23 protein-coding genes and 1 tRNA gene are annotated in these 25,986 nt (G+C 60.5%); 13 read left to right on the top strand and 11 right to left on the bottom strand.

Annotated elements, in window-relative coordinates:
* Positions 1–24: 24 nt before the first annotated feature.
* Positions 25–1,272 (bottom strand): NRAMP family divalent metal transporter, encoded by a 1,248-nt coding sequence (locus J2S67_RS07780; RefSeq protein ID WP_377649152.1) that lies wholly within the window; start codon positions 1,270–1,272, stop codon positions 25–27.
* Between the two features lie 317 nt (positions 1,273–1,589).
* Between J2S67_RS07780 and J2S67_RS07775 the strand changes: the two genes are divergently transcribed.
* Positions 1,590–2,768, top strand: coding sequence for an IS1249 family transposase (locus J2S67_RS07775; RefSeq protein WP_310245177.1), 1,179 nt, complete (start codon positions 1,590–1,592; stop codon positions 2,766–2,768).
* Between the two features lie 142 nt (positions 2,769–2,910).
* Here the strand turns inward: J2S67_RS07775 and J2S67_RS07770 are convergent.
* The 3 genes from J2S67_RS07770 to J2S67_RS07760 form a co-directional block, all read right to left on the bottom strand.
* Positions 2,911–2,981 (bottom strand) — tRNA-Gly (locus tag J2S67_RS07770).
* Between the two features lie 80 nt (positions 2,982–3,061).
* The gene (locus tag J2S67_RS07765; RefSeq protein ID WP_310247836.1) at positions 3,062–3,808 is read right to left on the bottom strand and encodes an SseB family protein; all 747 of its coding nucleotides are present in this window, start codon (positions 3,806–3,808) and stop codon (positions 3,062–3,064) included.
* 46 nt (positions 3,809–3,854) lie between these two features.
* Entirely contained in the window at positions 3,855–4,781 is a 927-nt protein-coding gene (locus J2S67_RS07760; protein ID WP_310247833.1) for a M15 family metallopeptidase, read from the bottom strand.
* Positions 4,782–4,999: 218 nt separating this feature from the next.
* Here J2S67_RS07760 and dcd point away from each other — a divergent pair, with 218 nt between their 5' ends.
* Entirely contained in the window at positions 5,000–5,581 is a 582-nt protein-coding gene (gene dcd, locus J2S67_RS07755) for a dCTP deaminase (RefSeq protein ID WP_070491920.1), read from the top strand.
* A 79-nt stretch (positions 5,582–5,660) separates the two neighbouring features.
* Here dcd and J2S67_RS07750 read toward each other — a convergent pair whose 3' ends face one another.
* Positions 5,661–7,028 carry an MFS transporter gene (locus tag J2S67_RS07750; RefSeq protein WP_310247829.1) on the bottom strand — a complete coding sequence of 456 codons (1,368 nt, stop codon included), beginning with the start codon at positions 7,026–7,028 and terminating at the stop codon, positions 5,661–5,663.
* A 102-nt stretch (positions 7,029–7,130) separates the two neighbouring features.
* Between J2S67_RS07750 and J2S67_RS07745 the strand changes: the two genes are divergently transcribed.
* From J2S67_RS07745 to mnhG, 6 genes are read left to right on the top strand one after another with little or no spacing between them, the layout of a single operon-like run.
* Positions 7,131–10,223: a Na+/H+ antiporter subunit A gene (locus tag J2S67_RS07745; protein WP_310247827.1), complete on the top strand. Its 3,093-nt coding sequence runs from the start codon at positions 7,131–7,133 to the stop codon at positions 10,221–10,223.
* Positions 10,220–10,807: a Na(+)/H(+) antiporter subunit C gene (locus J2S67_RS07740; protein ID WP_310247821.1), complete on the top strand. Its 588-nt coding sequence runs from the start codon at positions 10,220–10,222 to the stop codon at positions 10,805–10,807. Before J2S67_RS07745 ends, J2S67_RS07740 begins: the two co-directional genes overlap by 4 nt.
* On the top strand, positions 10,807–12,537 hold the full coding sequence (locus tag J2S67_RS07735; RefSeq protein ID WP_310247819.1) for a Na+/H+ antiporter subunit D: 1,731 nt from the start codon (positions 10,807–10,809) through the stop codon (positions 12,535–12,537). Before J2S67_RS07740 ends, J2S67_RS07735 begins: the two co-directional genes overlap by 1 nt.
* Complete coding sequence (locus J2S67_RS07730; protein ID WP_310247817.1) at positions 12,534–13,187, top strand: Na+/H+ antiporter subunit E; 654 nt, start codon at positions 12,534–12,536, stop codon at positions 13,185–13,187. Before J2S67_RS07735 ends, J2S67_RS07730 begins: the two co-directional genes overlap by 4 nt.
* Positions 13,184–13,579 (top strand): monovalent cation/H+ antiporter complex subunit F, encoded by a 396-nt coding sequence (locus tag J2S67_RS07725; protein WP_070507265.1) that lies wholly within the window; start codon positions 13,184–13,186, stop codon positions 13,577–13,579. Before J2S67_RS07730 ends, J2S67_RS07725 begins: the two co-directional genes overlap by 4 nt.
* Before the next feature lie 5 nt (positions 13,580–13,584).
* The gene (gene mnhG, locus J2S67_RS07720) at positions 13,585–14,007 is read left to right on the top strand and encodes a monovalent cation/H(+) antiporter subunit G (RefSeq protein WP_052048780.1); all 423 of its coding nucleotides are present in this window, start codon (positions 13,585–13,587) and stop codon (positions 14,005–14,007) included.
* Positions 14,008–14,238: 231 nt separating this feature from the next.
* On the opposite strand, the gene J2S67_RS07715 is transcribed toward mnhG, so the two are convergent.
* Together J2S67_RS07715 and J2S67_RS07710 are read right to left on the bottom strand one after the other, a co-directional pair.
* The gene (locus J2S67_RS07715) at positions 14,239–14,508 is read right to left on the bottom strand and encodes a DUF4235 domain-containing protein (protein WP_070491942.1); all 270 of its coding nucleotides are present in this window, start codon (positions 14,506–14,508) and stop codon (positions 14,239–14,241) included.
* 10 nt (positions 14,509–14,518) lie between these two features.
* Entirely contained in the window at positions 14,519–15,526 is a 1,008-nt protein-coding gene (locus J2S67_RS07710) for an aminotransferase class IV (RefSeq protein ID WP_310247811.1), read from the bottom strand.
* A gap of 162 nt (positions 15,527–15,688) precedes the next feature.
* Here J2S67_RS07710 and cls point away from each other — a divergent pair, with 162 nt between their 5' ends.
* Positions 15,689–17,167 carry a cardiolipin synthase gene (gene cls, locus J2S67_RS07705; protein ID WP_310247808.1) on the top strand — a complete coding sequence of 493 codons (1,479 nt, stop codon included), beginning with the start codon at positions 15,689–15,691 and terminating at the stop codon, positions 17,165–17,167.
* Positions 17,168–17,175: 8 nt separating this feature from the next.
* Here the strand turns inward: cls and J2S67_RS07700 are convergent, their stop codons facing one another.
* Both J2S67_RS07700 and J2S67_RS07695 read right to left on the bottom strand, forming a co-directional pair.
* On the bottom strand, positions 17,176–17,760 hold the full coding sequence (locus J2S67_RS07700) for a nucleoside/nucleotide kinase family protein (protein ID WP_310247806.1): 585 nt from the start codon (positions 17,758–17,760) through the stop codon (positions 17,176–17,178).
* Positions 17,736–18,296: a low molecular weight protein-tyrosine-phosphatase gene (locus J2S67_RS07695; protein WP_310247804.1), complete on the bottom strand. Its 561-nt coding sequence runs from the start codon at positions 18,294–18,296 to the stop codon at positions 17,736–17,738. Before J2S67_RS07695 ends, J2S67_RS07700 begins: the two co-directional genes overlap by 25 nt.
* A gap of 213 nt (positions 18,297–18,509) precedes the next feature.
* Between J2S67_RS07695 and dnaK the strand changes: the two genes are divergently transcribed.
* The 4 genes from dnaK (at position 18,510) to J2S67_RS07675 (ending at position 22,684) form a co-directional block, all read left to right on the top strand.
* Entirely contained in the window at positions 18,510–20,363 is a 1,854-nt protein-coding gene (gene dnaK, locus J2S67_RS07690; protein ID WP_310247801.1) for a molecular chaperone DnaK, read from the top strand.
* An 11-nt stretch (positions 20,364–20,374) separates the two neighbouring features.
* Positions 20,375–20,983, top strand: coding sequence for a nucleotide exchange factor GrpE (locus tag J2S67_RS07685; protein WP_310247797.1), 609 nt, complete (start codon positions 20,375–20,377; stop codon positions 20,981–20,983).
* Between the two features lie 151 nt (positions 20,984–21,134).
* Positions 21,135–22,106 carry a DnaJ C-terminal domain-containing protein gene (locus J2S67_RS07680; RefSeq protein ID WP_035757791.1) on the top strand — a complete coding sequence of 324 codons (972 nt, stop codon included), beginning with the start codon at positions 21,135–21,137 and terminating at the stop codon, positions 22,104–22,106.
* An 80-nt stretch (positions 22,107–22,186) separates the two neighbouring features.
* Complete coding sequence (locus J2S67_RS07675) at positions 22,187–22,684, top strand: heat shock protein transcriptional repressor HspR (protein WP_052048727.1); 498 nt, start codon at positions 22,187–22,189, stop codon at positions 22,682–22,684.
* A 114-nt stretch (positions 22,685–22,798) separates the two neighbouring features.
* On the opposite strand, the gene J2S67_RS07670 is transcribed toward J2S67_RS07675, so the two are convergent.
* Positions 22,799–24,868 carry a BCCT family transporter gene (locus J2S67_RS07670; RefSeq protein ID WP_310247788.1) on the bottom strand — a complete coding sequence of 690 codons (2,070 nt, stop codon included), beginning with the start codon at positions 24,866–24,868 and terminating at the stop codon, positions 22,799–22,801.
* Between the two features lie 89 nt (positions 24,869–24,957).
* Positions 24,958–25,806, bottom strand: coding sequence for a tRNA (guanosine(46)-N7)-methyltransferase TrmB (gene trmB, locus J2S67_RS07665; RefSeq protein WP_035757793.1), 849 nt, complete (start codon positions 25,804–25,806; stop codon positions 24,958–24,960).
* Positions 25,807–25,986: the final 180 nt, after the last annotated feature.

Below are 25,986 nucleotides of genomic sequence, written 5' to 3'. Positions count from 1 at the left end.
CGTCAAGCATCAAGCCCTAGCTGTTTAGGCCCAGAGTTTCGCGAGTCCGCCGAGTGAATTCCAGCCGAGGAACAGCGTGAGTAGCCACGCGGCCACGCCCGTCGCTAACAGCCAGGCCGGGTATTTATAGCCGTTGAGCAGATCGCTCCGGCGCCATACAGCGTAAAGCAGCACCGTCATCGAAATAGGGAGGATCAGGCCGTTGAACGCGCCAGCGAAGATCAGCAGGGTTTGTGGGGCCTGATTGATGATGAGGTAGGTGATCGCGCACACCGCGATGAACGCGACGGTAAGGATGTTGCGTAGACGCGGGCTGGAGTCGTGCTTGGTGATGAAGGAGACCGAGGTGTAGGACGCGCCGATCACGGAGGTGAGGCCGGCCGCCCACAGGATCACGCCGAACATCCGCAGACCGATCTCCCCGGCCGCGTGGTAGAACGCGTCAGCCGCGGTGTTGTCTTGCGCGAGTGTCACGCCGGTTGCGACGACGCCGAGGATCGCGAGGAACAACAGCACGCGCAGAATACCGGTCACGATGATGCCGAGCACCGAGCTGACGGAGATCTGCCGTACAGCGTCGGGGCCTTTGATGCCGGAATCGATCATGCGGTGCGCGCCCGAGAACGTGATGTAGCCGCCCACCGTCCCGCCGATCAGAGTGGTGATGACCAGGAAATCGACTTGCTCAGGCATCACGGTGTTCTTGAGGGCCTCGCCGACGGGTGGGGCGGAGACGATCGCGACGTAGAGCATCAGCAGGATCATGATCGCGCCGAGTAGCACCACGATGCGGTCCAGGGCCATGCCGGCCCACTTGGAGAGGAAGATGAGGACCGCGATCGCCGCGGAAATCCCGCCGCCGATGCGCGGATCCCAGCCGAACATCGCGTTGACGCCGAGGCCGGTACCGCCGATGTTGCCGATGTTGAACACGAGTCCACCGATGAACACGAGGATCGCGAGGACCCACCCCACACCGGGCAGGACCTTGTTGCCGATTTCTTGCGCGCGCAGGCCGGATACGCCGATGATGCGCCACACGTTCAACTGCACCGCGATGTCCACGAGGATGGACACGAGGATCGCGAACGCGAACGCAGCGCCCAGTTGGACCGTGAAGTTGGTGGTCTGAGTGATGAAACCTGGCCCGATGGCGGAGGTCGCCATCAAGAACATGGCGCCCATCAGCGCGGTAAGGTTGCCCTTTGTCAGGTGCGGCTTGCCCGCCGGGGTGGTAACTGCGTCGCCGCTATTCTCATGATGTGTAGCCATGGTGCGTCCTCGAGGCTAGAAGAAAAAGAACGAGTATTTCGAGAATGCTAGCAGTAAACCGTGAGGAGAAACACAGCTGACCTAAAGGAACGCGCCACCGTGTCCCGGGATGGCTTTTCGGTAGAAAAGATCCAGCCCACTCTCGACCGGAGTCGAGGGTTAAGGGTCAGAATGTGTGTCTGGGGTTGGTGTTTTCGGCTGTGTTGGCGCGGGTTTCAGCGGATATATATGGCTGCTGGGCATATATCGGTGGTGTGAGCGTTCATTCCTCGGTGTGGTGCCCTTGATGTGCTACCGGCTAGTGGTGTGGTGGCTGGATGCCGAAGAACAGACCACGATGCCACTGCGGTGGCGATATGAAACGCAATGGCACCACCACACAAGGTAGGACAAGGTGGCGGTGCAAACTCTGTGGAGCCTCAAGCACCAAAACCCGGACTGACATCACCAAAGCAGCAGTGTTCAAGCAGTTCATCGCTCACTGCACCTCGACCCGTAGCTTGAAAGACACCGCACAACAGGCCGGGGTGAGCCCTTCGACGTTGAAGCGACGGTTTAGCTGGTGCTGGCTGGTTGAAGTACCCGACCCGATGATCAAACACGCCGGGACGATCTATGACCAGATCTTTATCGATGGAACCTACACCGGTGCCGGGTGTCTTATCGTGGCAGCCACCTTCGATCATGTCCTGGCCTGGCACTGGTGCAAGCGTGAAACCAGCCTGGACTACCAACGACTACTTCAACGTATCCCCGCACCAGTGATCGCTGTCATCGATGGAGGACAAGGAGCCGCCAGCGCTATCAAGAAATGCTGGCCTGCCACCGTGATCCAACGCTGCCTGGTGCATGCACAACGAGTTGTACGACGCTACACCACCTCACACCCGCGTACCGATGCGGGCAAAGCGATCTATCAACTAGCACGGAACCTGACCCGGATCACCACCCTGGATGAAGCAGCCACCTGGGCGAGGCAACTCCATGAATACGGCACCTTCTACCGGAGATGGCTCAACCAGAAAACCTTCACCACAGACCCAATCACCCAACAACGCCACTGGGCCTGGACACACCCGAACACCCGTAAGGCCTACAACAGCCTGCTACACCTATGGCGTAACAACCTCCTGTTCACCTACCTCAACCCACCGACCGAACTACAGCACCGGCACCGCATCAAATCCACCACCAACAGCCTTGAAGGCGCGATCAACGCCGAACTGAAACTGCTCACCCGCACCCACCGCGGCAGAACCGGAGAACACCAACGAAAAATGCTGGAATGGTGGCTCTACCAGAAAACAGAACTGCCTGACGATCCAACAGAAATCGCCAGGCAGTCCAACTGGGGCCAAAACCAACTCGCCAAAGTACCAGCCCTGACCCACAACAAGAACCAAGCCGACCACCAAACAGGACGACCAGCCCTCTACGACAACGCTATCGACACCACCTACACACACTCAATCGGCATCCAAAAAGGCCACATCTAACCCCCGCAACACACCCAAACCAGACACACATTTTGACCCTTAACCCGGAGTCGAGGCGGGCTGAACGATTACCTACACACTACCTCCCGCAGGAAGTATCCGTTAACGCAAACGCCGGCTTTGAAAAGCCGGCGTTTTCTAGAGCGGGTGACGGGAATCGAACCCGCGTCGCTTGCTTGGGAAGCAAGAGCTTTACCATTAAGCTACACCCGCGTGTGTTCACCCCAGCTGGGTGAACTCTCCGATTCTGGCACGCCACACGTCGTTTTTCCAAAACGTGTTGCGGTAGCCGCTTAGCTGTTGAGGACCTCGCGGATATTCTCAACAGACTCCGCATCCAGCACGAGCCCGATGGGGTGGCCAGGGTTGATCGCGATACCCACGCCTACAGCCTGCTGGAACGCCTGCAAACCCGGCATGCGGACCGCGTACGGCGCCATGTCAACAAACTGCTGGGCAACACGGGCAGGGTGAGTGAATACCGCGAGCACGGTCTTCTCGTCGGGGCCCTGCAACAGCAGCGGCTGAACTTCCTGCTGCTCATCCGTAACCTCTTCCTCGGTGAGGAAGAACAGGTTCGCGGCGGCGATCTTGGAGAGCACCTCGTTGCTAGCCAGCTTGCCCTCAGAACCCTCGAGAATCACACGCTCAATGTCATTGAACGGCTCAAGCTCGCTCGCATCCAGAACACGCTCACCGTCTTCAGGTTCAGCAGCTTCCGTCTCGTCAGCGTGCTCATCACCCTGAAACTGTTCGGCCTGCTCGGCAGACTCAGTATCCTCGAGCTGCTCCGCCGGCTCCTCATCCTTAGCAAGCCCAGTGTCCTCAGCAAGCCCAGCATCCTCAACCGGCTCAACATCTTCAACATGCGCGGCCGCTTCAGCTGGCACGGACTCTTCCGTCTGCGCGGCTTCCTCAGCGTGCTCGGCTTCTTCTTGTTGCACTGGCTGTTCAGCCGGGGTCACCTGATCCAGCTGTTCAGGCTGTTCTACCTGCTCAGGCTGTTGGTTCTCGTGTGAGTCTGGCTCATGTGTGCTCATAGTTCCAACCTACCGGAGCTCAACCCCACCGTGAGCAAACGACGCACTATTTATCAGGCTTCCATTTGTAGTGTTCCTCGAGTGTTAGCCCTTTCGTTGTGAGCTCTTTAGCGAGGTCCACCCCTACGTAGCGCAGGTGCCACGGCTCGGGCCAGTAACCGGTGATGTCGGTTTTACCTTCCGGGTAGCGAATCACGAAACCGTATTTGTGCGCGTTTTTGGCGACCCACTGGCCGGCCTCGGTGTTGCCGAAGCATCGCCGCAGTTTACAGATCCCATCGGTCACGTCCACGGCCAGCCCTAGTTGGTGCTCGCTCGTGCCGGGCGCTGCGGAAACCGAATCCGCGTGTTGCTGCCCGTATGTCGCTTTCCAATGGTTATATGTGGCCGCCTGCTGGCTGTATGACCTGTAACCGCTGATGGGATGGAACCTCACGCCCGTGGCTGCCGCGGCGTCCCGCATCTTCTTATACGCCTTCGCCGCCTCGCTACGCAGGCTCTGCCCGCTACCGATACTCACGAGGTCGGTCGGCGCGTACGTCAACGGCTCTATGGGGCGCTTCTTATTCGCCAGAACCTCGATGTTCTTGGGGTCACTCGGGATCTCCGGGCTGCCTCCCGCGGAGTCTTTCGAGTCCTTATCGTTCGGCTTCTTTGAACGCTTCTGTTTCTTCTCGCGCTCTTTTGACTCAGATTCTGAAGCCGGGGCGGTGACCTCCGGCCCTGCGATACTGCCGCGATCATCGTCAGCGCCACGCCCATCACTATCAGTGCCCGATGCGTTCGCTCCGGCCCGCTGCTTCGTGTCGCTGAACGCCCCGGTTGAGGTGCCCGAAGCATCGTTGGTAGGGCCAGATGTGAAGCGGGGGAGAACGAACACCAAGACCAGCGCGAGAACAGCCAGCATCGCACCCGCAGGAATAACCCAGCGCGGGATGCGCTGTGTCGACGCCGCAGCATGCCTGCCTACCACGAGCTGATCCTCCTGGTTAAGTGCTGGTTTAGTGCCGGTTGAATGGGCGCAGCGTGAACGCGTTCGGTCGGAAACGCCGCACCCGCTACGCACCTCTTTACTATGTCAGATTAAAGGGCGCCGGTTAATGCCGCCGATGCAGTTGCCGAGGTTCCGAAATTCCTCGCGGGAATGCAACCCTCACGCAGGGGAGCGTGCACACGCGATATTCTGGGCCTGTGTTGCTCTCAGATGGTGATATTCGTAAGGCCCTAGATTCCGGTAAGATCGCGCTCGAACCACGAGGCGAGGACATGGTCCAGCCTTCCAGCGTGGATGTGCGCCTGGACCGCTACTTCCGGTTGTTCGACAACCACAAGTACCCCTACATCGACCCTTCAACAGAGCAAGCGGAACTGACCCGCCTGGTTGAAGTTGATGCGGACGAGCCGTTCATCTTGCACCCCGGTGAATTCGTGCTGGGCGCCACGTACGAAAAAGTGACCCTCCCCGGCGATATCGCTGCCCGCCTCGAAGGTAAATCCTCACTCGGCAGGCTCGGTCTGCTGACCCACTCGACCGCAGGGTTCATCGACCCAGGCTTCTCCGGGCACGTCACCTTGGAACTATCCAACATGTCGACCCTGCCGATCATGCTGTGGCCCGGCTCCAAAGTGGGGCAGCTGTGCTTCTTCCAGCTCTCCTCACCCGCCGAACATGCATACGGAACCGGCCCATACCTCAACCGCTACCAGGGTCAGCGCGGCCCTACAGCCTCGCGTTCACACCTGAACTTCCACCGCACCCGCATCGAAGACTAGGCAACATAGAAGACTAGGCGGCATCGAATACTAGGCAGCCCGCGGCGTTTCCATGCCGCCTAGCGCCGCCTAGTGCCGGCTATTTCGCAACGCGCGCGGATGCGTCCTCATGGACAGTGGTGTCTTCACGTTTGATGCCAGGCACGAGCGAGAACAACACGATCCCGACCACGAAAATCACAAGGATGCCTACGATGCCGTAGCGGGTAGCGCTACCGGTCACACCTGCGCTGTCCATGATGTTCGACGCAACGAAGCTTGAGAGTCCGAACAGTGCCGGGCCGAGGAAAGTGACGGCGCGGCCCGTGGTCGCGTAGAGACCAAAGAGTTCGCCCGCGGTGTGTTCGGTGGTACGGCGGGCGAGCAACGCGCGGGAAGAGGACTGTGCCGGGCCTACCAAGAGGCACAGGACGAGCCCGAAAATCCAGAACTGCCAGCTGTGCTGAGCGAACAACACGCCCAGACCGGCACCGATCAGCCCGAACAGCGCAGTCATGATCACCGCGCGCGGGCCCACAACGTCGTCGAGCCAACCGCCAATGAACGCGCCAGCTGCCGCGACCATGTTGCCAACCAGCGCGAACATGATCACCTCGGCCGTGCTCATCCCGAACACCGTTCCCGCGATGATCCCGCCGAACGTGAAAACAGTCGCCAAACCATCCCGGTACACCGCAGAAGCCAACAGGAACCACAACGTCGGTCGGTCCCTATGCCACAAGCCCTTGATGCTGCGCCACAGTAATACATAAGACTCACGCCAGCTCGTTTTAGGTCCCGGCGTTGCGGGGATCTCCGGGATGGTGAAGAACATCGGTGCGCAAAACACCGCCATCCACACGGCACAAAATACAGCGACCAGGCGGATGTTGAAGCCCTCGTCGGGGTTTGAACCGAACCAAGGGGTCGCAGGCTGGACGAACACGAACAAGACCACGGCGAGGGATACGATCCCGCCCAGGTAGCCGAAAGCCCAGCCAATGCCGGAGATCCGGCCGATCTTTTCCTTCGGTGCGATCTGGGGGAGGATTGCGTAATAGTTCACGCTCGCGATCTCGCTGAAGAACGTCGCGACACAGATCAGGAAGATACCCGGCCATAGGTATGCAGGGTCTGGCTTGATGAAGAAACATGCGGCGGTCGCGAGCACAATTACCGCAGTGTGGAAGCCAAGCCAGTGTTTGCGTTTACCGCTGCGGTCGGCCCGTTGCCCCAAGACTGGTGCCGTGAGAGCGATCACCGCGCCCGTGAGCGCGACCGCTAACGCAAGTGATGACGCGTTGGCATCCGGGTCGCCAAACGCCGAAGATGTCAGGTAAACGGTGAACACAAACGTGAGCATGATGGCGTTGGTGACGCCCTCGCCCCAGTCCCATAAGGACCACGTGAAAACCTGTTTTTTAGTCCCCTGGCCATACGTGTATGGGGCAGCCGGTCTTGTGTTCATGTGAAGAGCCTATGGCGGTGTTCTGTAGAATGAAAGAGCATTGTGGATTGTTTGGTTGGGCAGTCCCGGCGTGTAACGCACTTCTATATGTAAGGTGAAACCGTGCTTCCGGTCCTGCTTGCACTGTTCCTAGCGGCGTTTATAGCCCCGTTTTTAGTGCGCTGGATCGGTAGGAATGCCTTCTATCTTTTGGCTCTTGTTCCGGCAGCGGGCCTCGTGTGGCTCGCTGTGGTGGCTGTGCGTGGAATGCCCGGAAAACTGGGGGTGCTGGCCCCGGGAACCGTCGGGCAAGATCTTATTCCTCAAGAGGAATATACGTGGATTCCTACGTTCGATGTGGAATTCGCTTTCCGCTTGGATCCGCTGGCTGCGGTTCTGAGCTTTTTGATCCTCGGCGTGGGCGCGCTCGTGTTGTTGTATTGCGCCCGCTATTTCAAATCTGAAGACGCCTCGATCGGCCCGTTCGCAGCCCAACTGACTGCGTTCGCGGCCGCGATGTTCGGCCTTGTGACCTCAGATGACTTGATCTCCCTCTTTATTTTCTGGGAGATGACCACCATCTTGTCCTATCTGCTGATCGGTTACGCCCGCTCGAGGCTCTCAGCACGCCGTTCCGCACTCACCGCGCTCATCGTGACCACCGCTGGTGGGCTTGCGATGTTCGGTGGGCTCGTGATGCTCGGAGTAACGGCCGGAACCTTCCGGCTCTCTGAGATCCTCATGATGACCGGGGACCTCACCGGCCCCAACCCCATCACCCCATCCAACGCTGTAGTCACCGCGGCGATCATCCTGATCCTGGTTGGTGCGATCTCTAAGTCCGCACTGTTCCCGTTCCACTTCTGGCTCCCGGGCGCTATGGCCGCTCCAACCCCGGTTTCTGCCTACCTGCACGCGGCCGCAATGGTCAAAGCCGGCGTCTATATAGTGGCTCGATTGGCGCCCGGGTTCTCGGACGTTCCGGGCTGGACGCTGCTCACCGTCGGCTTCGGTCTCTATACGTTGCTGCTGGGTGGCTGGCGCGCACTGCGTCAAACTGACATCAAGCTCGTCCTTGCCTACGGGACCGTGTCCCAGCTTGGCCTCATCATCGCGGTCATCGGGATGGGTACCCCATCAGCGATGCTCGGTGGGCTCGCCCTCATGCTCGGGCACGGTCTGTTCAAATCCGCGCTCTTCCTCATTGTCGGTGCGATCGACCACGGAACCGGTACCCGCGATCTACGGAACCTCTCCGGGCTGTGGAAGGCACGCCCCGTCCTGTTCGTGTGCGCCGTGATCTCCGCGGGGTCGATGGCTGGGCTTCCTGTCACGTTCGGGTTCATCGCTAAAGAAACCGCGCTCGCCGCACTCATCGATGCGCCAACCAGCGCGAGTACTTTCGTGACCCTCGTGTTCGCGATTGGCGCGGTCATCACCTTCGCATACGCCGCCCGCTTCGTGTGGGGTTCCTTCGCTACCAAGCCAGGGGTTGAGCCAACCCCGATCAGCTGGACACTACCGACCATGGCGGTGCCCATCGCTGTCTTGACGCTTGCGAGCGCGGCACTCGGGTTCCTCCCAGGGCCTGCCGATGCGCTGCTGAGCCCAGCCGCCAACGTCTTCCCGGAAGCGGAACCGCACACCGCGCCGCTTGAGCTATGGCACGGGTTCACGATCGAGCTTGCGATCACCGCAGGGATCGTCGCGCTCGGTTTGATCATGTTCTTCGCCCGGGAACCTGTATCCAAGCTACAGGCACGCGTACCGGCGCTCATCGACGGTGAACGCACCTACCGCTACATCATCAGCGGGATCGACTGGACCGCTCACCGCGTGACCGCCGCACTGCAGCGCGGCCAGCTTTCCTACTACCTCACCGTGATCATCGCGACTGCGCTACTGGTGCCGACCGTCGGGGTCCTGATCGGCGGGGGCGTCTCCTTCGACCGCGGCGAACAGAGCACAACCCTGGTGTTCACAACCAAGCTCGTCAACGTTTTGATTCTTGTTGTGATGGCGGTCGGCGCGGTCGCTGCGATGCGGTCTCGCCGGCGTTTCATGGGTGTGCTCATGGTTTCGCTGACCGGCTCGGGCATGGTTGCTTTGTTCGCGTTCCACGGCGCACCGGACCTGGCTGTGACTCAGCTTTTGGTTGAGACGATCGTGTTGATCGTGTTCCTGCTCGCTTTGCGTGTTTTGCCGGCTTCGGTGTGGCAGGCTCGCCCGCGGAGACGCCGCAGCATGCAACTTCTGGTTGCGGTCGCGTTCGGCGTGTTCACTGCGGTTGCCGGAGGGCTCGCGATGGCTGCCCGGACCGCTGACCCGATCTCGTTGAAGTATCCACAGCTGGCAGTCGATGGCGGGCACGGCCACAACATCGTGAACGTGACGCTCGTTGACATTCGCGCGTGGGATACCTTTGGTGAGATCACGGTGCTCGCGATCGCGGCAACCGGTGTTGCATCGCTGATTTTCGTGGTGGCTCGCGGCGCGGATAGGACGAGGGTCGGCAGCGTGGACACCGGTTCGATCGGCACGGTCTATGCCTCGCCGGTGCGTCAGCGTGTCGCGAGCGTGTTCCTCGACGATGACCGCTCGGGATCCTCCTCGGCGTGGCTCGTGGCCGGCCGGACGCTGGCGCCGGAGCGCCGCTCGATCATCATCGAGGTCATCACCCGCCTGATCTTCCACGCGTTCGTTCTGTTTTCGATCTATCTGCTGTTCGCGGGCCACAATTCGCCAGGCGGTGGCTTCGCAGGCGGGTTGCTCGCAGGTCTTGCGCTCGTGCTGCGTTACCTCGCCGGAGGCCGCGTTGAGCTCGCAGAAGCGATCCGTGTGGGTCCGGGCGCGCTGCTCGGTACGGGTTTGACGCTCGCGGTCATCTCAGGCGTTGTGCCGCTGTTCTTCGGCGGGCAGATCTTCCAATCCGCGGTCATCGATTTCACGTTCTTCGGTGAACACCACTTTGTGACCTCAACGGTCTTCGATATCGGCGTGTACCTCATCGTGGTGGGCTTGGTTTTGGATGTGGTGGAATCCCTCGGTTCGGAGCTCGATGTGCGCTTGGACGCCGAAATCCATCACGTACGTGAGGCGAAACAAGCGTTGGTTGGTTTCGAGGGGCAAGCGGTCCGCGGCCAGAATATGATGCGAGGCGGGCTGGGCGACGGTTCAGCTGAGGGTACCGGTGCAGGTTCGGAGGTGACCCGATGACGATCGATGTGACGATGCTGTTGATGGTCGCGGTGTTGGTCTCCGCGGGCATCTATCTGATGCTTGAGCGCACCCTGACCCGGGTTTTGTTGGGCACGCTCTTGTTGGGCAATGGCGTCAATGTTTTGATTCTGACGGCCGGCGGGCCGGGAGGCTTGGCCCCGCTGGTAGGTGGGGAAGTGCCTGCGGAGGATTATTCGGATCCACTCCCGCAAGCGATGATCCTCACCGCGATCGTGATTTCCTTCGCCGTCACGGCTTTCTTGCTGGGCTTGATCTACCGTTCGTGGTGGCTTTCGCGTGCCGATGAGATCCAGGCCGACGCCGAAGACGTGCGCGTTTCGCAGGAAGGCATTGTGCACGACCCTGAAGAGGACGGCGAGATGCCCGTTGAGGATTCGGAGTTCGCGACCCAGGATGAAGTTGATTCCGATGACGATGGCGGCCTGGGTGAGGACCCTGAGAACTGCACACCGGCGCAGGCTGCGCGGACACGTGCGGAGGCGCGCAGGGTTGTTGATGAATACATGACCGAGAAGGCGCGGGAAGCTGAACGCGAAGAGCAAGAGAAGGGTGAGCGCTGATGAATTGGGAAGCGTTGCCTTTCGATGTTGTTTCGCTGACTCCGCTGGTGGTTGTGCTGCCGATCCTGGGCGCGGCGTTGACGTTCGTGTTCCAGCGTTCCCCGCGTGCTCAACGGTTGGTTTCGATCACAACGCTGTCGCTTGCGTTGCTGATCGGTTTCGTGTTGCTGTTGCGGTCTTATTCGTTGGGTGCTGCCGCGGTCACGATGGGTGGCTGGGCTCCACCGTTTGGCATCACGCTGGTGGTGGACGAGTTCGCGGCCTTGATGCTGGTGGTCTCGAATGTGGTTTCGCTTGCGGTGCTGATTTATGCGACGGGACAGGGCTATACGGACCAGAACGGTGATGGCCCGATCTCGGTTTTCTACCCGACCTACATGTTCTTGGTCGCGGGCGTCTCTAACGCGTTTGTCGCCGGTGACTTGTTCAACCTGTATGTGGGTTTCGAGATCTTCCTGACAGCCTCCTACGTGTTGATCACGCTGGGTGGTTCCGCTGAGCGTGTCCGCGCCGGTACAACCTATGTTGTTGTTTCGGTTGTGTCTTCGATGCTGTTCCTGATTTCGATCGGCGTGATCTATGCCGCGACGGGCACGGTTTCGATGGCGGATGTTTCGGATAAGATCGCTCAGCTCGGTCCGACAACCCAAACGTTGCTGCATCTGATGGTTTTGATCGCGTTCGGTGTCAAGGCGGCGGTGTTCCCGCTGAGTTTCTGGCTGCCGGACTCGTATCCGACCGCTCCGGCGCCGGTCACGGCGGTGTTCGCGGGCTTGCTCACCAAGGTGGGCGTGTACGCGATTGTGCGTACCGAGACGCTGCTGTTCCGGGACAACGATCTTTCGGCTCTTCTGATGTGGGTCGCGGTGCTGACGATGATCGTCGGAATTCTGGGTGCGCTGGTCCAGACCGAGATCAAACGTATGCTTTCGTTTACGCTCACCAGCCACATCGGCTACATGGTTTTCGGTATCGCGCTGGGCACACAAACCGGCTATGCGGCGGCAATCTATTATGTGGCGCACCATATTTTGGTTCAGACCTCGCTGTTCATGGTCGTGGGGTTGATTGAGCGGCGCGGCGGCACCTCGAACATCGAGAGGCTGGGTTCGCTCGCTAAGCTCGCTCCGTTCTTGGCGGTCCTATATTTCATCCCAGCCATGAACCTAGCCGGTATCCCGCCGTTCTCAGGCTTCATCGGCAAGGTCGGCTTGGTCATCGGTGGTGTCGAGGACGGTACGGCGATGGCGTGGGTCAACATCGCTGCCTCGCTGCTGACGAGCTTGCTGACGCTGGTCGCGGTGGCTCGCGTATGGAACCGTGCGTTCTGGCGGCGTGCTGAGGACGCTGAGGACGCGGACCCGATGCTGCTTGAGGCGATGAACAAGAAGTTCCGCCGCGTACGCACCTACGAGGCGGTAGCCCAGTTCCCGGATTCGCGTTATTCAGACCGCGGCGATGTCAAGGTCCTGCCAGGCATCATGGTCGGTTCTACAGCGGCGCTGGTGTGCGCATCGTTGTCTTTGACGATCTTCGCGGGCCCACTGTTCCAGCTGACTGATAAAGCATCAGCCGCGATGCTCGAGGGCAAGGAGTACCGCGTGGCCGTGTACGAGGCCTCGAATCGCGCCGAACCGGAACGCGGCGGCCCAACAGATGGTGAACGGCGCACGCTGGAGAACCCGTCCGGTGAAGCCAACCGATCCAGTGAAGGTGGTGCAGGCAAGTGAAGCGTTTCGGGAAAATGACGCGCCGCCTGCTGGTCGAGCTACCCCTGCTGGTGTGGCTCGTGGTGCTGTGGTGCATCCTGTGGCAGTCCTTCGCGTTGGCGAACATACTGTTCGGGTTGGCGCTCTCGCTGCTGATCGTCCGGGTTTTCCGTTTGCCGCCGGTGGTGCTTTCGGGCCGTTTCTCGCCGGTGCGTGGGTTAGCGTTCCTCGGCTGGTTTGTGGGACAGATTGTCTCTGGTTCGCTCCAGGTCACGTGGGTTTCCTGGAGGCAGGGCAAGGACGTCACGAACGCCGTGGTTGAGGTTCCGTTGCGTACCCGTGACGACTTGCTGATGACCGCGGTGGGACATGTGGCTTCGCTGATCCCGGGCTCACTCGTGGTGGATGTTGATCGCCGCCACGGGACGCTGTACCTGCATGTTTTGGGGATCAGGAACACGGAAGACGCGAACAGGTTCCGGGCCGATGTCCTGGAGATCGAGCGACGGCTGATCTATGTGATGGGTTCGCGCGCGGAGCTGGATCTGTTGCGTAAAGAGGAGCTACGTGTGGCGCGTGAGCTGGTCGCTGCGCGTCGTGAAGCTGATGGCTGGCATTCGGTGGATGTAGCAGTCGATGCTCAGCGCGGTAAGGGAGGTGACGCCCGATGATGTGGTGGACTGAATACGGTTGGTTCGGCTGGGCCGCGATGGTGGCTGCGGTCATATTGGGTTTGGCCGCCATCTTGACGGTGGTGCGTATTGTGCGGGGGCCTTCGCTTCTGGACCGGATTATCGCCTCGGATGTTTTGCTGGTGATTATCTCGTGCGGCCTGTTGATTTGGATGGCAGTATCGAGTGATTTCTCTTCGTTGCCGATGGTCTTCTTGGCATCGGTGATCGGCTTCTTAGGTTCGGTGACGGTCGCCCGCGTCACGGCCTCTTCTGCTGCGACTCAGATGCCCGTTGAAGGAACGGGCACGGACGCCGCCGGGGACGCGACGCCGGGCGCAGCGCAGGCTCCGGCAGCGCAGGCGCCGGCTGAGCGGGGTGATTCGGCGTGAACTGGATGCTGTTTTGGGACATCGTCGCCGCGGTCTTGATGATCGGCGGTAGCCTCATGAGCTTGTCTGCGGCGATCGGTATGCTCACGTTCCCTGACGTGCTGTCCCGTATGCACTCGGCGGCTAAACCGCAGGTTTTGGGGCTGTTGATGATGCTGCTTGCGGTAGCGATCAAGACCACGGTGTGGCAGTGGATCCCGGTTTTGGCGTTGATCTGGCTCATGATGCTTCTGACCAACCCGGTCTCGGCTCACATGGTGGGGCGTGCCGCGTACCGTTCTAAGCATCTGAAGCGGGCGACGCTGATCGAGGACGACCTTGAGGCCGTGGTGAAGGCCGCCGAGGACGCGGAAGACCACCGCACGCCGCGAGGTGAAGCGTTGCATCACCCGACGGCTGTCCAGGCGGAAGTCGACGGCCATCACTAGGGCAGTGATCAGTGAGTTGAGCAGTGATCACGAGGCGGATATGACCGCCACAACTGACAGCGCTAGAGCAATATTGAGTGGCCTCGCGTCGATGTCACTGCTGACGAATTAGGCGTTCCGTACACGTATTGGGGCCTCGGCGGTTTCGCTGATACGAGCACTGCTCCCCATGAGTTGGGCTGTGTCAACAGCCCAACTCATGGGGAGCAGTGCATCTTTGTCCGGGAGGGTTTAGATTTCTTCCGGGTTGTCTTTAGAGCGCTTGGCGGCCTTCTTAGAGCCCTGCTCGATCGAGGTCTGGATCAAAGCCATCATGCCAGCGGAGATCGCCGCAAACAGGGCAACGCGGGTAGCGGAGGCTTCTTCGCGGGCTTCCTTGTTCTTCTTCGTTGGAGCGTCGGCACCAGTGACCTGGGCCCATACGTTCTCCAGAACACGGGAACCCACGATTCCCGCAACGAGCGAAAAGATGGACGCGAAAATCTTGTTCAAAGCATTCACGGGTTCCACACTACAGCGTTTGTTCGAGCGCGTGGGAAAGAATCCGATGTAATTGCGCATCCACACCGACTTCAACCCCATCCACATGCGAGACCGGGCGTAGCATCTTGACCGAGCTCGCAAGCCACAACGCATCCGCCGTGAGCAGGTCGGCAGGCCGCATCGGAACCGCCTCGACCTCCCAGTCGAGGGCGCGGGCGGCCTCAGAAACCGCCGCGACCGTTGTGCCAGCGAGGCCACCAGCCTCGACGCTCGGTGTACGGAGAACTACGGAGCCCCCATCGTTGCTGTTGCCGCTGCCGCCGATGGTGTGGCCAGCGTTGCTGTTGTCGGTGCGATACGAGGCGACCACGGAGGCGGTCAAGCCGTCGAGGACGAGACCGTCGCTGGTCACGAAGATCGCGTCATCGGCGCCGTGCTTCTTCGCGTACGTCAACGCGGCAACATTGACCGCATAAGAGAGTGTCTTAGCGCCCAACAACAGCCACGGGGCGCGCTGTGCCGCGCCCGAATCGTATCCGCGATCAAGGGTCAGAACCTTGATCGGTTTCGGGTCCGGATCCCTCGCAGGGACGGGGGAGAGAGTCACAAAGCACGCGGGGCCTGTGCCAGGAGCTCCGCGGGTTGCGACGCAACGGATGGACGCCTCGGGTTCGCCATCCGCATCCTGACCTAAGAACGCATCCAGGCCCAGCGCGATTGCGTGCTCCCACACTGCGGCCGGCGGAATCTCGAGAGCAAGCGCCGCTGCCGAGCGCTCCATCCGCGCCAAATGTTCGATCACAGACCGGATCCTGCCGCGCCGGTACAGCAATGTCTCGAATACGCCGTCACCGCGGGTCACGCCCGCATCGTCAAGCCGCAGCCAGCCCGCCGCAGGATCAACGCAACGAACAGACCAACCCGCGCCCGCATCAACAGCCGCCGGCGCATCGGAGGCTGCTCGCCCTGGCGCAGCTACTGTACAGGGTTCGATCCACACCGCGACCATCGAATTCGGCTTCTTCTGCTGGCTCATGAGACCTCCGCGTGTAGGCCGCCACAAAGGATTATTGTCTCAGCGTACCGGTGTACAGCGCGTTCACAGATAGAGTTACACGTATCGGTATTTATTGAGGCGGCTCACATGCGGGCCGGTTGATGCGGCGACGACAGGGAACGAACGCGAGAGGACTCCCGGATGGGCGATATCTGGCTTTTGCCAGCGAATTGGCCTGAGTGGCTCACGTACACGTTGCTCACGGTGGACTTGCTGATCCGTATCGCGATGCTCGGTATTGTGCCTGGTGGCCGCCGCCCCACCACCGCGATGGCGTGGCTGCTTGCGATCTTCCTGTTGCCCTACGTCGGCCTGATTATTTTCTTGTTGTTCGGCTCCCACCGGCTCAACAGGCCGAGGCGTGAACGCCAAGAGGCCGTCAACCGGGAGATCATGACGGCGGTCGGACCGGACCCGCTCGATAGAGTTCCCGGCCATTTCCCGCGCTGGGTCACGAGTGTTTCCGAACTCAACCAGAACCTGACCGGCTACCCCCTGGCTGGTGGTAACCGTTTCCGCTTCGACGCCGACTATAAGAACATCCTGAAGACGATGGCCGAGGACATCGACTCCGCCAACGACTACGTGCACGTCGAGTTCTATATCGCCGGTGTTGACCAGGAATACACGGAGCCGGTGTTCAAAGCGCTCGAGAGGGCTGCTGCTCGTGGGGTCAAGGTGCGTTTCCTCTTCGACCAGATCGGCAGCTGGCGTTTGCCTGGCTATCGGAAGATGAAGAAACGCCTCACGGAAGCGGGCGTCGAGTGGTACCGCATGCTGCCTATCGCGCCGTCTAAGTGGCGTTGGCGCCGCCCGGACCTACGTAACCACCGCAAGATCCTGGTGGTCGATGGCCGGGTGGGCATGACCGGTTCGATCAACCTGATCGAACCAAGTTACCTGCGCCGTTCCGCGCACCGCAAGGGGCGCGAATGGATCGACATGATGGCCCGCATCGAAGGCCCGATGGTGGACCACCTCGACCTCATCTTTGCTACAGACTGGTATCTCGAATCCGGTAAGAAAGTGTTCGATCAGCTCCAGTTCGCCGAACACGACCGCCCCGCGGACACGCTCGCGCAGATGATCCCTTCTGGGCCGGGCTATCCGCAGGAGAACAATCTGCGCATGTTCAACACGCTCATCTATAACGCCAGACGGCAGGTGCGCATCACGACCCCATACCTGGTTCCGGACGATTCGTTGCTATATGCGTTGACGACTGCCGCGCAAGCCGGGGTGGATGTGGAACTGTATCTGTGCCGCGAGGGCGATAACAAGATCACCAACCACGCGCAACAGTCCTACTACGACACCCTGTTGGAGGCGGGCGTGGAGATTTACCGGTACCCGTCACCGGATGTCCTGCACTCCAAGTGCGTCACGGTCGATGACACGGTGGGTGTGTTCGGTTCCTCCAACATGGACATGCGCTCCTTCAGTCTCAACAACGAGATCACCGTGTTGACGCTGGGCAGTGAATGTGTGGCCTCTCTCAACGAGATCATGGATTCGTATAAAGCCGAATCGGAGCTACTCACGAAAGAAGCGTGGGCTTCACGTTCACGCATCGAACGCTGGCTGGATAACGTAGCGCGCCTCACTGCGGTCGTGCAGTAGCGCGCTGGTTAGCTGAGTGCAGTAAGCGCGGTGAGCCAGGTGCGGGCCTGGGTGAGCACGTCGCCGTTCCCGTTATCGACGCTGATGCTGATGTCGTTGGGGCCGTCGCTTGCGGCGGGTAGCTGTTCTTCTTGAGCGGCCCAGGTGTCCCAGTAGGGCGCGTAGGTTGCGCCGTCGCGGGCGAGTGCGCGTTCTTTGCGGGCAGCGGTCTCAAGCATGAGTGTGAGTGTTCCGGCGAGGAAGGGGCGTGCGGCGGGGTGTCCGGCGCCGACCCCTTCGACGATGATGATGTCCGCGGGCCCGAGTGTGCGGGGCGCACCGTGGCGTGAGGTGTGCCAGTTCCAGGGTGTCCAGATCGCCTTGCCGTCGCGCACGAGAGCGGGCAGGACCTGTTGCGTGTAGGTTTCAAGGCCTGCGGCGAGGCCGTCCCAGCCGGGGTAGAGCTCGTCGAGGTGGAGCACATCGACGCTATGGCGCTCGCCGTGTAGCCCTGCGTCCCGGGCCCATTCGGCCAACCGCAAGCTCAGGTGTGTTTTCCCTGTCCCTGAGCGGCCGTCGAGGGCGAGGATCAGTGGCTTGCTTCGCGTACCCATTCGATGATTCCCGGGATCGCGGCGGTGATTTGCTCGCGCGTGATTTCGAAGTCGCTGATGTCGCCGTACCAGGGGTCTGCCATGCGCAGGCTGGTTTCGTCTTGGTGGGTGGCGCCTGGTTCGAAGGAGCGCAGCATGCGGATGCGGGAGCGGTTGATTTCCGCCGGGGCGAGTGCGCGCAGGGTTTCGATGTGGCGGACGTCGGCTGCGAGGAACAGGTCGGTTGCTGCCCAGTCGTTGTCGTTGAGTTGGCGGGCTACGTGCCCTTGCGCTGTGAGGCCGAGTTCGTTGAGCATCTGTTCGGTGCGCGGGTCGGCTGGGTTGCCGGCTTCTTCATCCGATGTGCCGCAAGAGTCCACGCGAACGTTGGTGATGCCCGCGTTGGCGAGTGCGTCTTGGAGCATGTAGTGGGCCATCGCGGAGCGGCAGATGTTGCCGGTGCACACCACAAGGATTGTGAACGGGGCATGGTCTGCGGTGTTCTTTTCCGTTGTGGTGCCGGGCTGGCCGGCGGTGGTTGAGTCGTTTTCCAACATGAGTCCAGACTAGCTAAACCAAAGTTGAGCTGAGGTGACTCAGGATAAGTTGACAAGAGTCGGCTCATGTTACATACTAGAGTACAGATGGCTCAGGTTTGGGGCTTCGGTTGGTGAATCATCGGACGGTGAACTATCAAGGACGAAGCCCAAGCGTTGAGTCGAATAGACAAATGAAGGCCGTTGATCAAGCGGCCGGAAAAGAGGAATTCAATGGCACGTTCTGTAGGTATTGACCTCGGTACTACCAACTCGGTGCTCTCCATCCTTGAAGCTGGCGAGCCAACCGTGATCGCTAACGCTGAAGGTTCGCGTACCACCCCATCTGTGGTTGCCTTCTCGAAGGGTGGCGAGGTCCTGGTGGGTGACATTGCTAAGCGCCAGGCCGTCAACAACGTTGACCGCACCATCTTCTCCGTCAAGCGCCACATGGGCACTGACTGGACCGTCGACATCGATGACAAGAAGTACACCGCGCAGGAAATCTCTGCACGCATCTTGATGAAGCTCAAGCACGATGCGGAAGATTACCTCGGTGAAAAGGTCACCGACGCCGTGATTACGGTCCCTGCATACTTCAATGACGCCGAGCGTCAGGCAACCAAGGAAGCCGGCGAGATCGCGGGCCTCAAGGTGTCCCGCATCGTCAACGAGCCAACCGCGGCAGCCCTGGCTTACGGCCTGGATAAGGGCAAGGAAGACGAACTCATTCTGGTGTACGACCTCGGTGGCGGTACGTTCGACGTCTCACTGCTCGAAGTTGGCAAGGATGAAGACGGCTTCGCAACCATTCAGGTTCGCGCAACCGCAGGTGACAACCGTCTCGGTGGTGACGACTGGGACCAGCGCATCGTCGACTGGCTGCTCGAATCCGCCAAGAGCAAGGGTGCTGACCTGTCCAACGACAAGATCGCTCTCCAGCGTCTGCGTGAAGCCGCAGAGCAGGCAAAGCGCGAGCTGTCCTCGGCAACCAGCACCAATATCTCGCTGCAGTACCTCTCGGTGACCCCAGAGGGTCCGGTCCACTTGGACGAGCACCTCTCCCGCGCTAGGTTCCAGGAACTGACTGCAGATCTGCTTGAGCGGACCCGCAAGCCATTCAATGACGTCATCGCGGAAGCCGGCGTGAAGGTCAGCGACATCTCCCACGTCGTTCTCGTGGGTGGCTCGACCCGCATGCCAGCTGTTGCAGAGCTCGTGAAGGAAATGGCAGGCAAGGAGCCGAACAAGGGCGTCAACCCAGACGAGGTTGTCGCGATGGGCGCGGCACTGCAGGCAGGTGTGCTCGCAGGTGAACGTAAGGACGTTCTGCTGATCGACGTGACCCCACTCTCCCTCGGTATCGAGACCAAGGGCGGCGTCATGACCAAGCTGATCGAACGCAACACCGCTATCCCAACCAAGCGGTCCGAGACCTTCACCACCGCGGAAGACAACCAGCCATCCGTGTCGATTCAGGTCTTCCAGGGCGAACGCGAATTCACTCGCGACAACAAACCACTGGGCACCTTCGAACTCACCGGCATCGCCCCGGCACCACGCGGCCTGCCACAGATCGAAGTGACCTTCGACATCGACGCCAACGGCATCGTGCACGTCTCCGCTAAGGACAAGGGCACCGGCACCGAGCAGTCCATGACCATCACCGGCGGCACCTCGCTGGATCAGTCGGACATCGACCGCATGGTCAAGGAAGCTGAAGAGCACGCTGCAGAGGACAAGGCACGCCGCGAGGCCGCCGAGACCCGCAACGCTGCAGAGTCCGCGGCCTACTCGGTGGACAAGCTCATCAAGGACAACGCTGACAAGCTGCCGGAGGACGTCAAAAACGAGGTCCAGGCTGATGTCGATGCGCTCAAGAAGGAACTTGAAACCCCTGAGGGCAACGACGACGAGGTCAAGGCCAAGTTCGAGAAGCTGCAGCAGTCCCAGACCAAGCTGGGCGAGGCTCTCTACGCACAGGCTCAGTCTGAGGCTGGCGCTGAAGGCGCGGCTGACGCCGGCGGCTCGGATGATGACGACGTTGTAGACGCCGAGGTCGTTGACGAAGACGAAGACCAGAAGTGAGGTAGTGGCACATGTCGAACGAGGAGAAGAACCTAGGCGATCAGCAGCCTGAAGAAACCGGGCCAGACGCAGCGGGCGAGGAACAAGCCCCTGCCACCCCGGAGGAAGGCACCGCTGACACCGATGCATTGGGCCAAGCCCAGCAGATCCTCGACGACGCCGCACGAGCCGAAGAGGCCTCCGCATCCGGTGACATGGATGCGGAGGGCCTCGCGGCCGAATACAAAGAGGACCTCCAACGGTTGCAGGCGGAGTTCACGAACTACCGCCGCCGTGTAGAGCGGGATAAGAAGAACGCTCACGACGAGGGGCTCAACAAGGCCGTGGCTAGCTTGATTCCGGTTCTGGATGATATCGATGCGGCTCGTGCTCACGGTGATCTGGAAGAGGGACCGTTCGCGGCGATAGCCGATAAGTTGGAGCGTTCCCTGGCCAGCATCGGGTTTGAACGGATCGATCAAACCGGTGTCGAGTTTGACCCAACCATCCACGAGGCGATGCTCCGCCAACCCGTTGAGGGTGTTCCGGAGGATCACGTGGGGCAGGTCTTCAGGATCGGTTTCAAACGCGGTGACCGTGTTCTGCGTGCAGCGCAGGTCATGGTTTCCACCGGCGAATAAAACGTGACGTGAACGCGGGAAATGATCGCGTGAAATGATTCAGTGCGGCGGCGGGTCTAGACGGTAGGTCTATTGAGCCCGCCGTCGACTGTTTTCGATAGTTGTAGGTATAGATTTTTATAGATTTTGAGTGAGGCTAGGAGGCGTCACGATGGCCAGTCAAGACTGGGTCGAAAAAGACTTTTACGCGGCGCTGGGCGTCTCCAAGGACGCCAGTGAGGCCGATATTAAGAAGGCCTACCGGAAGTTGGCCCGCAAGTATCACCCGGATACGAATAAGGACAACCCTGAGGCTGAGAAGAAGTTCAAGGACATCTCGGAAGCCTATGCGGTGCTCAGTGATGAGCAGCAGCGTAAAGAGTACGATGCGATCCGCGCTATGGGCTCGGGTGCTCGCTTTAGCGCCGGTGGTTCCGGCGGCGGATTCGAGGACATCTTCGGGGACGTGTTCGGTGGCGGTGGCGGGCAGCGAGTCCGTTACTCCTCCGGCGGTGGCGGCGCAGGCGGGTTCGAGGATCTGCTCGGCGGCATGTTCGGAGGCGGCGGCGGAGGCTTTGGTGGCTTCCAGCAACGTCCGCAGCGTGGTGCCGACCGTAAGGCTGAGACCACGATTTCTTTCAAGGGATCCATTGAGGGCACCACGATCGGTTTGCGTACCCGCGATGGTGAAGTGATCGAGATCCGCGTACCTGCCGGGGTGCGTGATGGTCAGACGATCCGCGCGAAAGGCAAGGGCGAACCAGGCCCGGCCGGCAACGGCGACCTGATGGTCACGGTGCGCGTGAATGAACACCCGTTCTTCAAGCGTGAGGGCAACGACATCACGGTTGAGATCCCTGTGAGCTTCAACGAGGCCGCTTTAGGTGCAACGATCTCGGTTCCAACCATCTCCGGCGAGAACGTACGGATGAAGGTTCCAGCCGGTAGCCCATCGGGCAAGCGGATGCGTTTGCGTGGCCGCGGCGTGAAGACGTCTAAACGCACAGGCGACATGTACGTTGTGCTCAACGTGGTGGTCCCTAAGGATCTCTCGGAGGAAGCGAAGAAAGCAATCGAGGACTATGCGCAGGCTACAGCCGGCGAGGACCCGCGGGCTAGCATTGCTTCCCAAGCAAAACTGTAGACACTGCGAAGCCCTGGATACGGCACAGCTTTGAACACGGCGCTGTGGTGAATGTTTCGAGGTAACGGAAGGAGGCGTGGATGAACGCATCAGCAAGTAAACGATTCGATCGTGGTTCCGGGCGGGACGGCGAGTGGGACGCGCCTGTTTTCGTGATTTCCGTTGCCGCTGAGCTTGCCCAGATGCATCCGCAGACGTTGAGGCAATACGACCGTTTAGGTTTGGTTGTGCCCAAGCGTCAGGCGGGAAAGCATCGCCGTTATTCGCAGCGGGACATCGACCGTTTGCGGCGAGTGCAGGAACTGTCTTCCGAGGGGGTCTCACTTGAGGGGATCCGCCGGATGATCGGTTTGGAGAAACGTGTAGAAACGCTCATGGAACGCGTCGCTGAGTTGGAGCAGGATGTTGAGCGGTGGCGTGGCCGTGCCGAAGGTGTCGCGATCGCGGCGCAGCGGATTTTCGCGGCCGGCGCGTCAGGCGAGGTCGCGATCACCCGGACGGGGCGCGATACCGACCGTCTGCAACAACGCACGATGCAGACGTGGGCACAGTTCCAGCTCATGCCACCCGAGGACTAGACCAACTGAGAGCTAGTGCAACTGGGGGCTAGCCGCTTCAGAGAGATTAAACGGTCGTGGGCCGGAGAACATTTCTCCGGCCCACGACCGTTTAATCGCACTTGCTCAAGGCGCCTATTCCTTCGGTGCCGTGTCCTTGTCGGCTTCAGCGTCGCCGTCAGCGTTCTTGCCGGCATCGGCGGCAGGCTTTTTGTCGCCAGCGCCTGGCTCGCCGACCTTCGGCTCGGTGACTGGGCCTGGGGTTTCTGGCTCGTAGCCGTCGTCCCATGTGTCGGTTTCGTAGTCGTAGCCGACTTCCGCGCCGGTCTCGTCGTGGCGCTGATACCACTCGGTGACCTTCTCCGCGGTGGAGTCGAAGTCCGCACCTGCGCCGCGTCCGTCACCGGAGTGGCGCACGGTCAGCTCGAAGTCGTCGCCGTACTTCTCGATACCGCGAACCACCGCGTTGGAGAGCATCGTGGATTCGTAGTCGCTGCGGATCGAGGCCGGGTCGGTGCGCAAGTCCATGATGAACGCGACGATCATGAGCAACAGGATGATGCAGAACGGGATCGCAATCAGGATCGTGAGGTTCTGCAGGCCCGTCAGCGAGGACTCGCCGCCGGAGAGCAGCATCACGGTTGCGATGCCCATCATCGCCAGGCCCCAGAAGATCACGATGAGCTTGCTTGGGGCTGGGTTGCCGCGGGAGGAGAACGTACCCATGATCACGGATGCCGAATCCGCGGAGGTCACGAAGAAGATCGCGAGCGCGATCATGATGAGGAACGGCGTGACGTTAGCGAACGGTAACTTGTCGAAGAGGTGGAACAGAATCGTCTGCGGCGAGTCGTCTGCGCTGATGCCTTCCACACCGGCGCGCTTCATCCACATCGCGGCACCACCGAAGATCGTGAACGCGAAGATCAGGATCGCGGTAGGAACAGCGATCACCACGAGGCAGAATTCGCGCAGCGTACGGCCGCGGGAGATGCGGGCGATGAACGCGCCAACGAATGGGGTCCAGGCGACCCACCATGCGAAGTAGAACGCGGTCCATGCGGCCTGGAATTCAACCACGTCAGCGCCCCAGGACAGCGACTTGCCCATCATGGCGAGGAACTCGTTGGCGTATTCGGTGACACCGGATGGCAACAGGTTCAGCAGGAACAGGGTTGGTCCTGCGAAGAACACGAACAATACGAGGCTGAGTGTCAGCACGATGTTGGTCGTGGAGAGGTAGCGGATGCCTCGGGAGACACCGGAGACCGCGGAGATGATGAACGCGGCGGTCAGGATCGCGAGGATGATGATCAGCCCGTTGTTGGCGATGGGCCCAGCACCGGATACGATCTCCACGCCTTTGCCGAGCTGGATCGCGGCAAGACCGAGGGAAGCGGCGGTACCGAAGAGGGTCGCGATGATCGCGAACATGTCCACGAGGCGTCCTGCGAAGCCGTCAGTCTGCTTGCCGAACAGGGAACGGAACACGCTTGAGATGAGGGTTACGCGGCCGCGGCGGTAGCTCGAGTAGGCCATAGCGCCGCCGACGAGCGCGTACATCGCCCACGCGGAGAGCCCCCAGTGATAGGAGGACTGGGCTACGGCCATGTGGATCGCGCCCGGGGTTTCTGCTTCAACACCGGTTTGCGGCGGCGGGGACACAAAGTAGTAGAGCGGCTCGGATGGACCGAAGAAGAAGATACCAACGCCAATTCCGGCACCGAACATCATGGCGACCCATGCGAAGCGGCTGAACTCTGGTTTTTCGCCGTCTTTACCGAGGCGAATGCGGCCGTAGCGGGAGAACGCGATGAACAGCATCGCACCGATCGAAACCATGACGGTGATGTTGAGCAGCCAGCCCATGTTCTTCATGGTCCACGCGAACGCTACCGAGGAGACCTCGCCAACGGATGCCGGGTTGATGACGCCCCACGCGACGAACGCGACAATGAGGGCCGCGGTGATGCCGAAGACGAGCTTGTCGAGTTTGAAGACGTGACGCTGTTCGTCAACGCCGATTCCGGGAACCAGCCCCGGGTGGATGTTGTGAGGGTAGAGGCCTACGTGTGAGGAGCGTCCGCGGGTGAGGGGGTTTCCTCGTTTCTGCGGGGCTTTCTTGGTGGCCGTTTGGGTAGTGTCCGCTGGGGAAGCTTCCTCACTCGGACGCTGGTTATTTTCGGGGCTGGGTTTATTACTCATGCCAAATCCGTAAAACGGTTCCTCAGTTAGGTTGCGTATGTGCAACCTCACAGGCTACCCGATTCTGACGCGATGTGTGGTTAATGTCATCAAATCTTGCGCGCGGCGAGGTCGAAAATCTTGCGTCCGACCTTGTGGGCTTTAGCTTCGAAGCTCGTCAGTGTGCGTCCTTCGAAACGCGGAGCCCACCCGCCGCGAGTGTCAGTGAACTCCGGATCTGCCTCGTGTTTTTCCGCATCGATGCGGCGGATCGCGGTCAGCGGGGATTCTTCGCCGCTGCGCTCGCCGGCGTGCAGGTTTTCAAACTGCGGGCTGTTGTCGATGACCTCGCGCATTTGTTCGGCGTAGTTGGACCAGTCGGTCGCTAACCGCCAGGTTCCGCCTGGCTTGAGGACGCGGGCGGCGCGTTCGGCGAAAGCATCGGTGATGAGGCGGCGTTTGTGGTGTTTGGTTTTATGCCACGGGTCGGAGAAGAAGATCCAGAGTTCGTCCACGGATTCCGGGGTGAGCGCTACATCGAGGACTTCGGGTGCGTTCGCTTGGATTGCGCGAACGTTGGTGAGTTCGAGTTTTTCGATCCGTTCCATGAGTTTGGCTAGCCCGGGGGTGTAGACCTCTACGGCGAGGAAGTTCGTCTCGGGGTTGTTGTGTGCCGCGTGCGCGATGGCTTCGCCGAGCCCGGTTCCGATCTCCACGATGAGGGGGCGCTCAGGGTGCGGGAAGTGGGATGGGACGTCGATGGTCGCGTCCGGGTGGATCGAGGTTGCCGCGTGGTGGCGAGGTACGTCAATCAGGATGGTTTCGCGCAGTGTGTCCCAAACCCGTTGTTGGGCGTTCGTCATGCGTTCTCCGCGGCGGACGAATGAGACGGGTTCGGCGCGGAAGTACGTTGGGTCGGTTTCTGCAAGGCCCGGGCGGGGCTGAGGTTTGGGGCTCATGTCTTTAACCCTAATCTGCGGCCGCTGTTAGGTGCGAAACCAAGTGGGGGCGCCAGTTGCAATGGCCCGCTGGCCGGTTGTTGCTTGGGGGACAGCAAGAGATTCAAGAAAAGAGTTCATCCCTGGGAATAATTTCTACCCAACAGAAGTTGAGTTAGGTAGACTCAACTTTAAGTTCAA

The organism is Pseudoglutamicibacter albus, from assembly GCF_031458175.1.
Classification (GTDB): Bacteria; Actinomycetota; Actinomycetes; order Actinomycetales; family Micrococcaceae; genus Pseudoglutamicibacter; species Pseudoglutamicibacter albus.
Note: the sequence above shows the minus strand (reverse complement) of the source record. Positions and strands in the feature narration are given on the sequence as shown.

Excerpts from the sequence above, each read along its gene's own strand:
- J2S67_RS07780 (WP_377649152.1), bottom strand. The coding sequence starts at position 1,272 with ATGGCTACACATCATGAGAATAGCGGCGACGCAGTTACCACCCCGGCG.
- J2S67_RS07710 (WP_310247811.1), bottom strand. The coding sequence starts at position 15,526 with ATGAGCCAGCAGAAGAAGCCGAATTCGATGGTCGCGGTGTGGATCGAA.
- J2S67_RS07725 (WP_070507265.1), top strand. The coding sequence starts at position 13,184 with ATGATGTGGTGGACTGAATACGGTTGGTTCGGCTGGGCCGCGATGGTG.
- J2S67_RS07775 (WP_310245177.1), top strand. The coding sequence starts at position 1,590 with ATGCCGAAGAACAGACCACGATGCCACTGCGGTGGCGATATGAAACGC.
- J2S67_RS07750 (WP_310247829.1), bottom strand. The coding sequence starts at position 7,028 with ATGAACACAAGACCGGCTGCCCCATACACGTATGGCCAGGGGACTAAA.
- J2S67_RS07695 (WP_310247804.1), bottom strand. The coding sequence starts at position 18,296 with ATGTTGGAAAACGACTCAACCACCGCCGGCCAGCCCGGCACCACAACG.
- J2S67_RS07680 (WP_035757791.1), top strand. The coding sequence starts at position 21,135 with ATGGCCAGTCAAGACTGGGTCGAAAAAGACTTTTACGCGGCGCTGGGC.
- trmB (WP_035757793.1), bottom strand. The coding sequence starts at position 25,806 with ATGAGCCCCAAACCTCAGCCCCGCCCGGGCCTTGCAGAAACCGACCCA.
- J2S67_RS07685 (WP_310247797.1), top strand. The coding sequence starts at position 20,375 with ATGTCGAACGAGGAGAAGAACCTAGGCGATCAGCAGCCTGAAGAAACC.
- J2S67_RS07765 (WP_310247836.1), bottom strand. The coding sequence starts at position 3,808 with ATGAGCACACATGAGCCAGACTCACACGAGAACCAACAGCCTGAGCAG.
- J2S67_RS07675 (WP_052048727.1), top strand. The coding sequence starts at position 22,187 with ATGAACGCATCAGCAAGTAAACGATTCGATCGTGGTTCCGGGCGGGAC.
- dnaK (WP_310247801.1), top strand. The coding sequence starts at position 18,510 with ATGGCACGTTCTGTAGGTATTGACCTCGGTACTACCAACTCGGTGCTC.
- J2S67_RS07700 (WP_310247806.1), bottom strand. The coding sequence starts at position 17,760 with ATGGGTACGCGAAGCAAGCCACTGATCCTCGCCCTCGACGGCCGCTCA.
- cls (WP_310247808.1), top strand. The coding sequence starts at position 15,689 with ATGGGCGATATCTGGCTTTTGCCAGCGAATTGGCCTGAGTGGCTCACG.
- J2S67_RS07735 (WP_310247819.1), top strand. The coding sequence starts at position 10,807 with ATGAATTGGGAAGCGTTGCCTTTCGATGTTGTTTCGCTGACTCCGCTG.
- J2S67_RS07740 (WP_310247821.1), top strand. The coding sequence starts at position 10,220 with ATGACGATCGATGTGACGATGCTGTTGATGGTCGCGGTGTTGGTCTCC.
- J2S67_RS07670 (WP_310247788.1), bottom strand. The coding sequence starts at position 24,868 with ATGAGTAATAAACCCAGCCCCGAAAATAACCAGCGTCCGAGTGAGGAA.
- mnhG (WP_052048780.1), top strand. The coding sequence starts at position 13,585 with ATGCTGTTTTGGGACATCGTCGCCGCGGTCTTGATGATCGGCGGTAGC.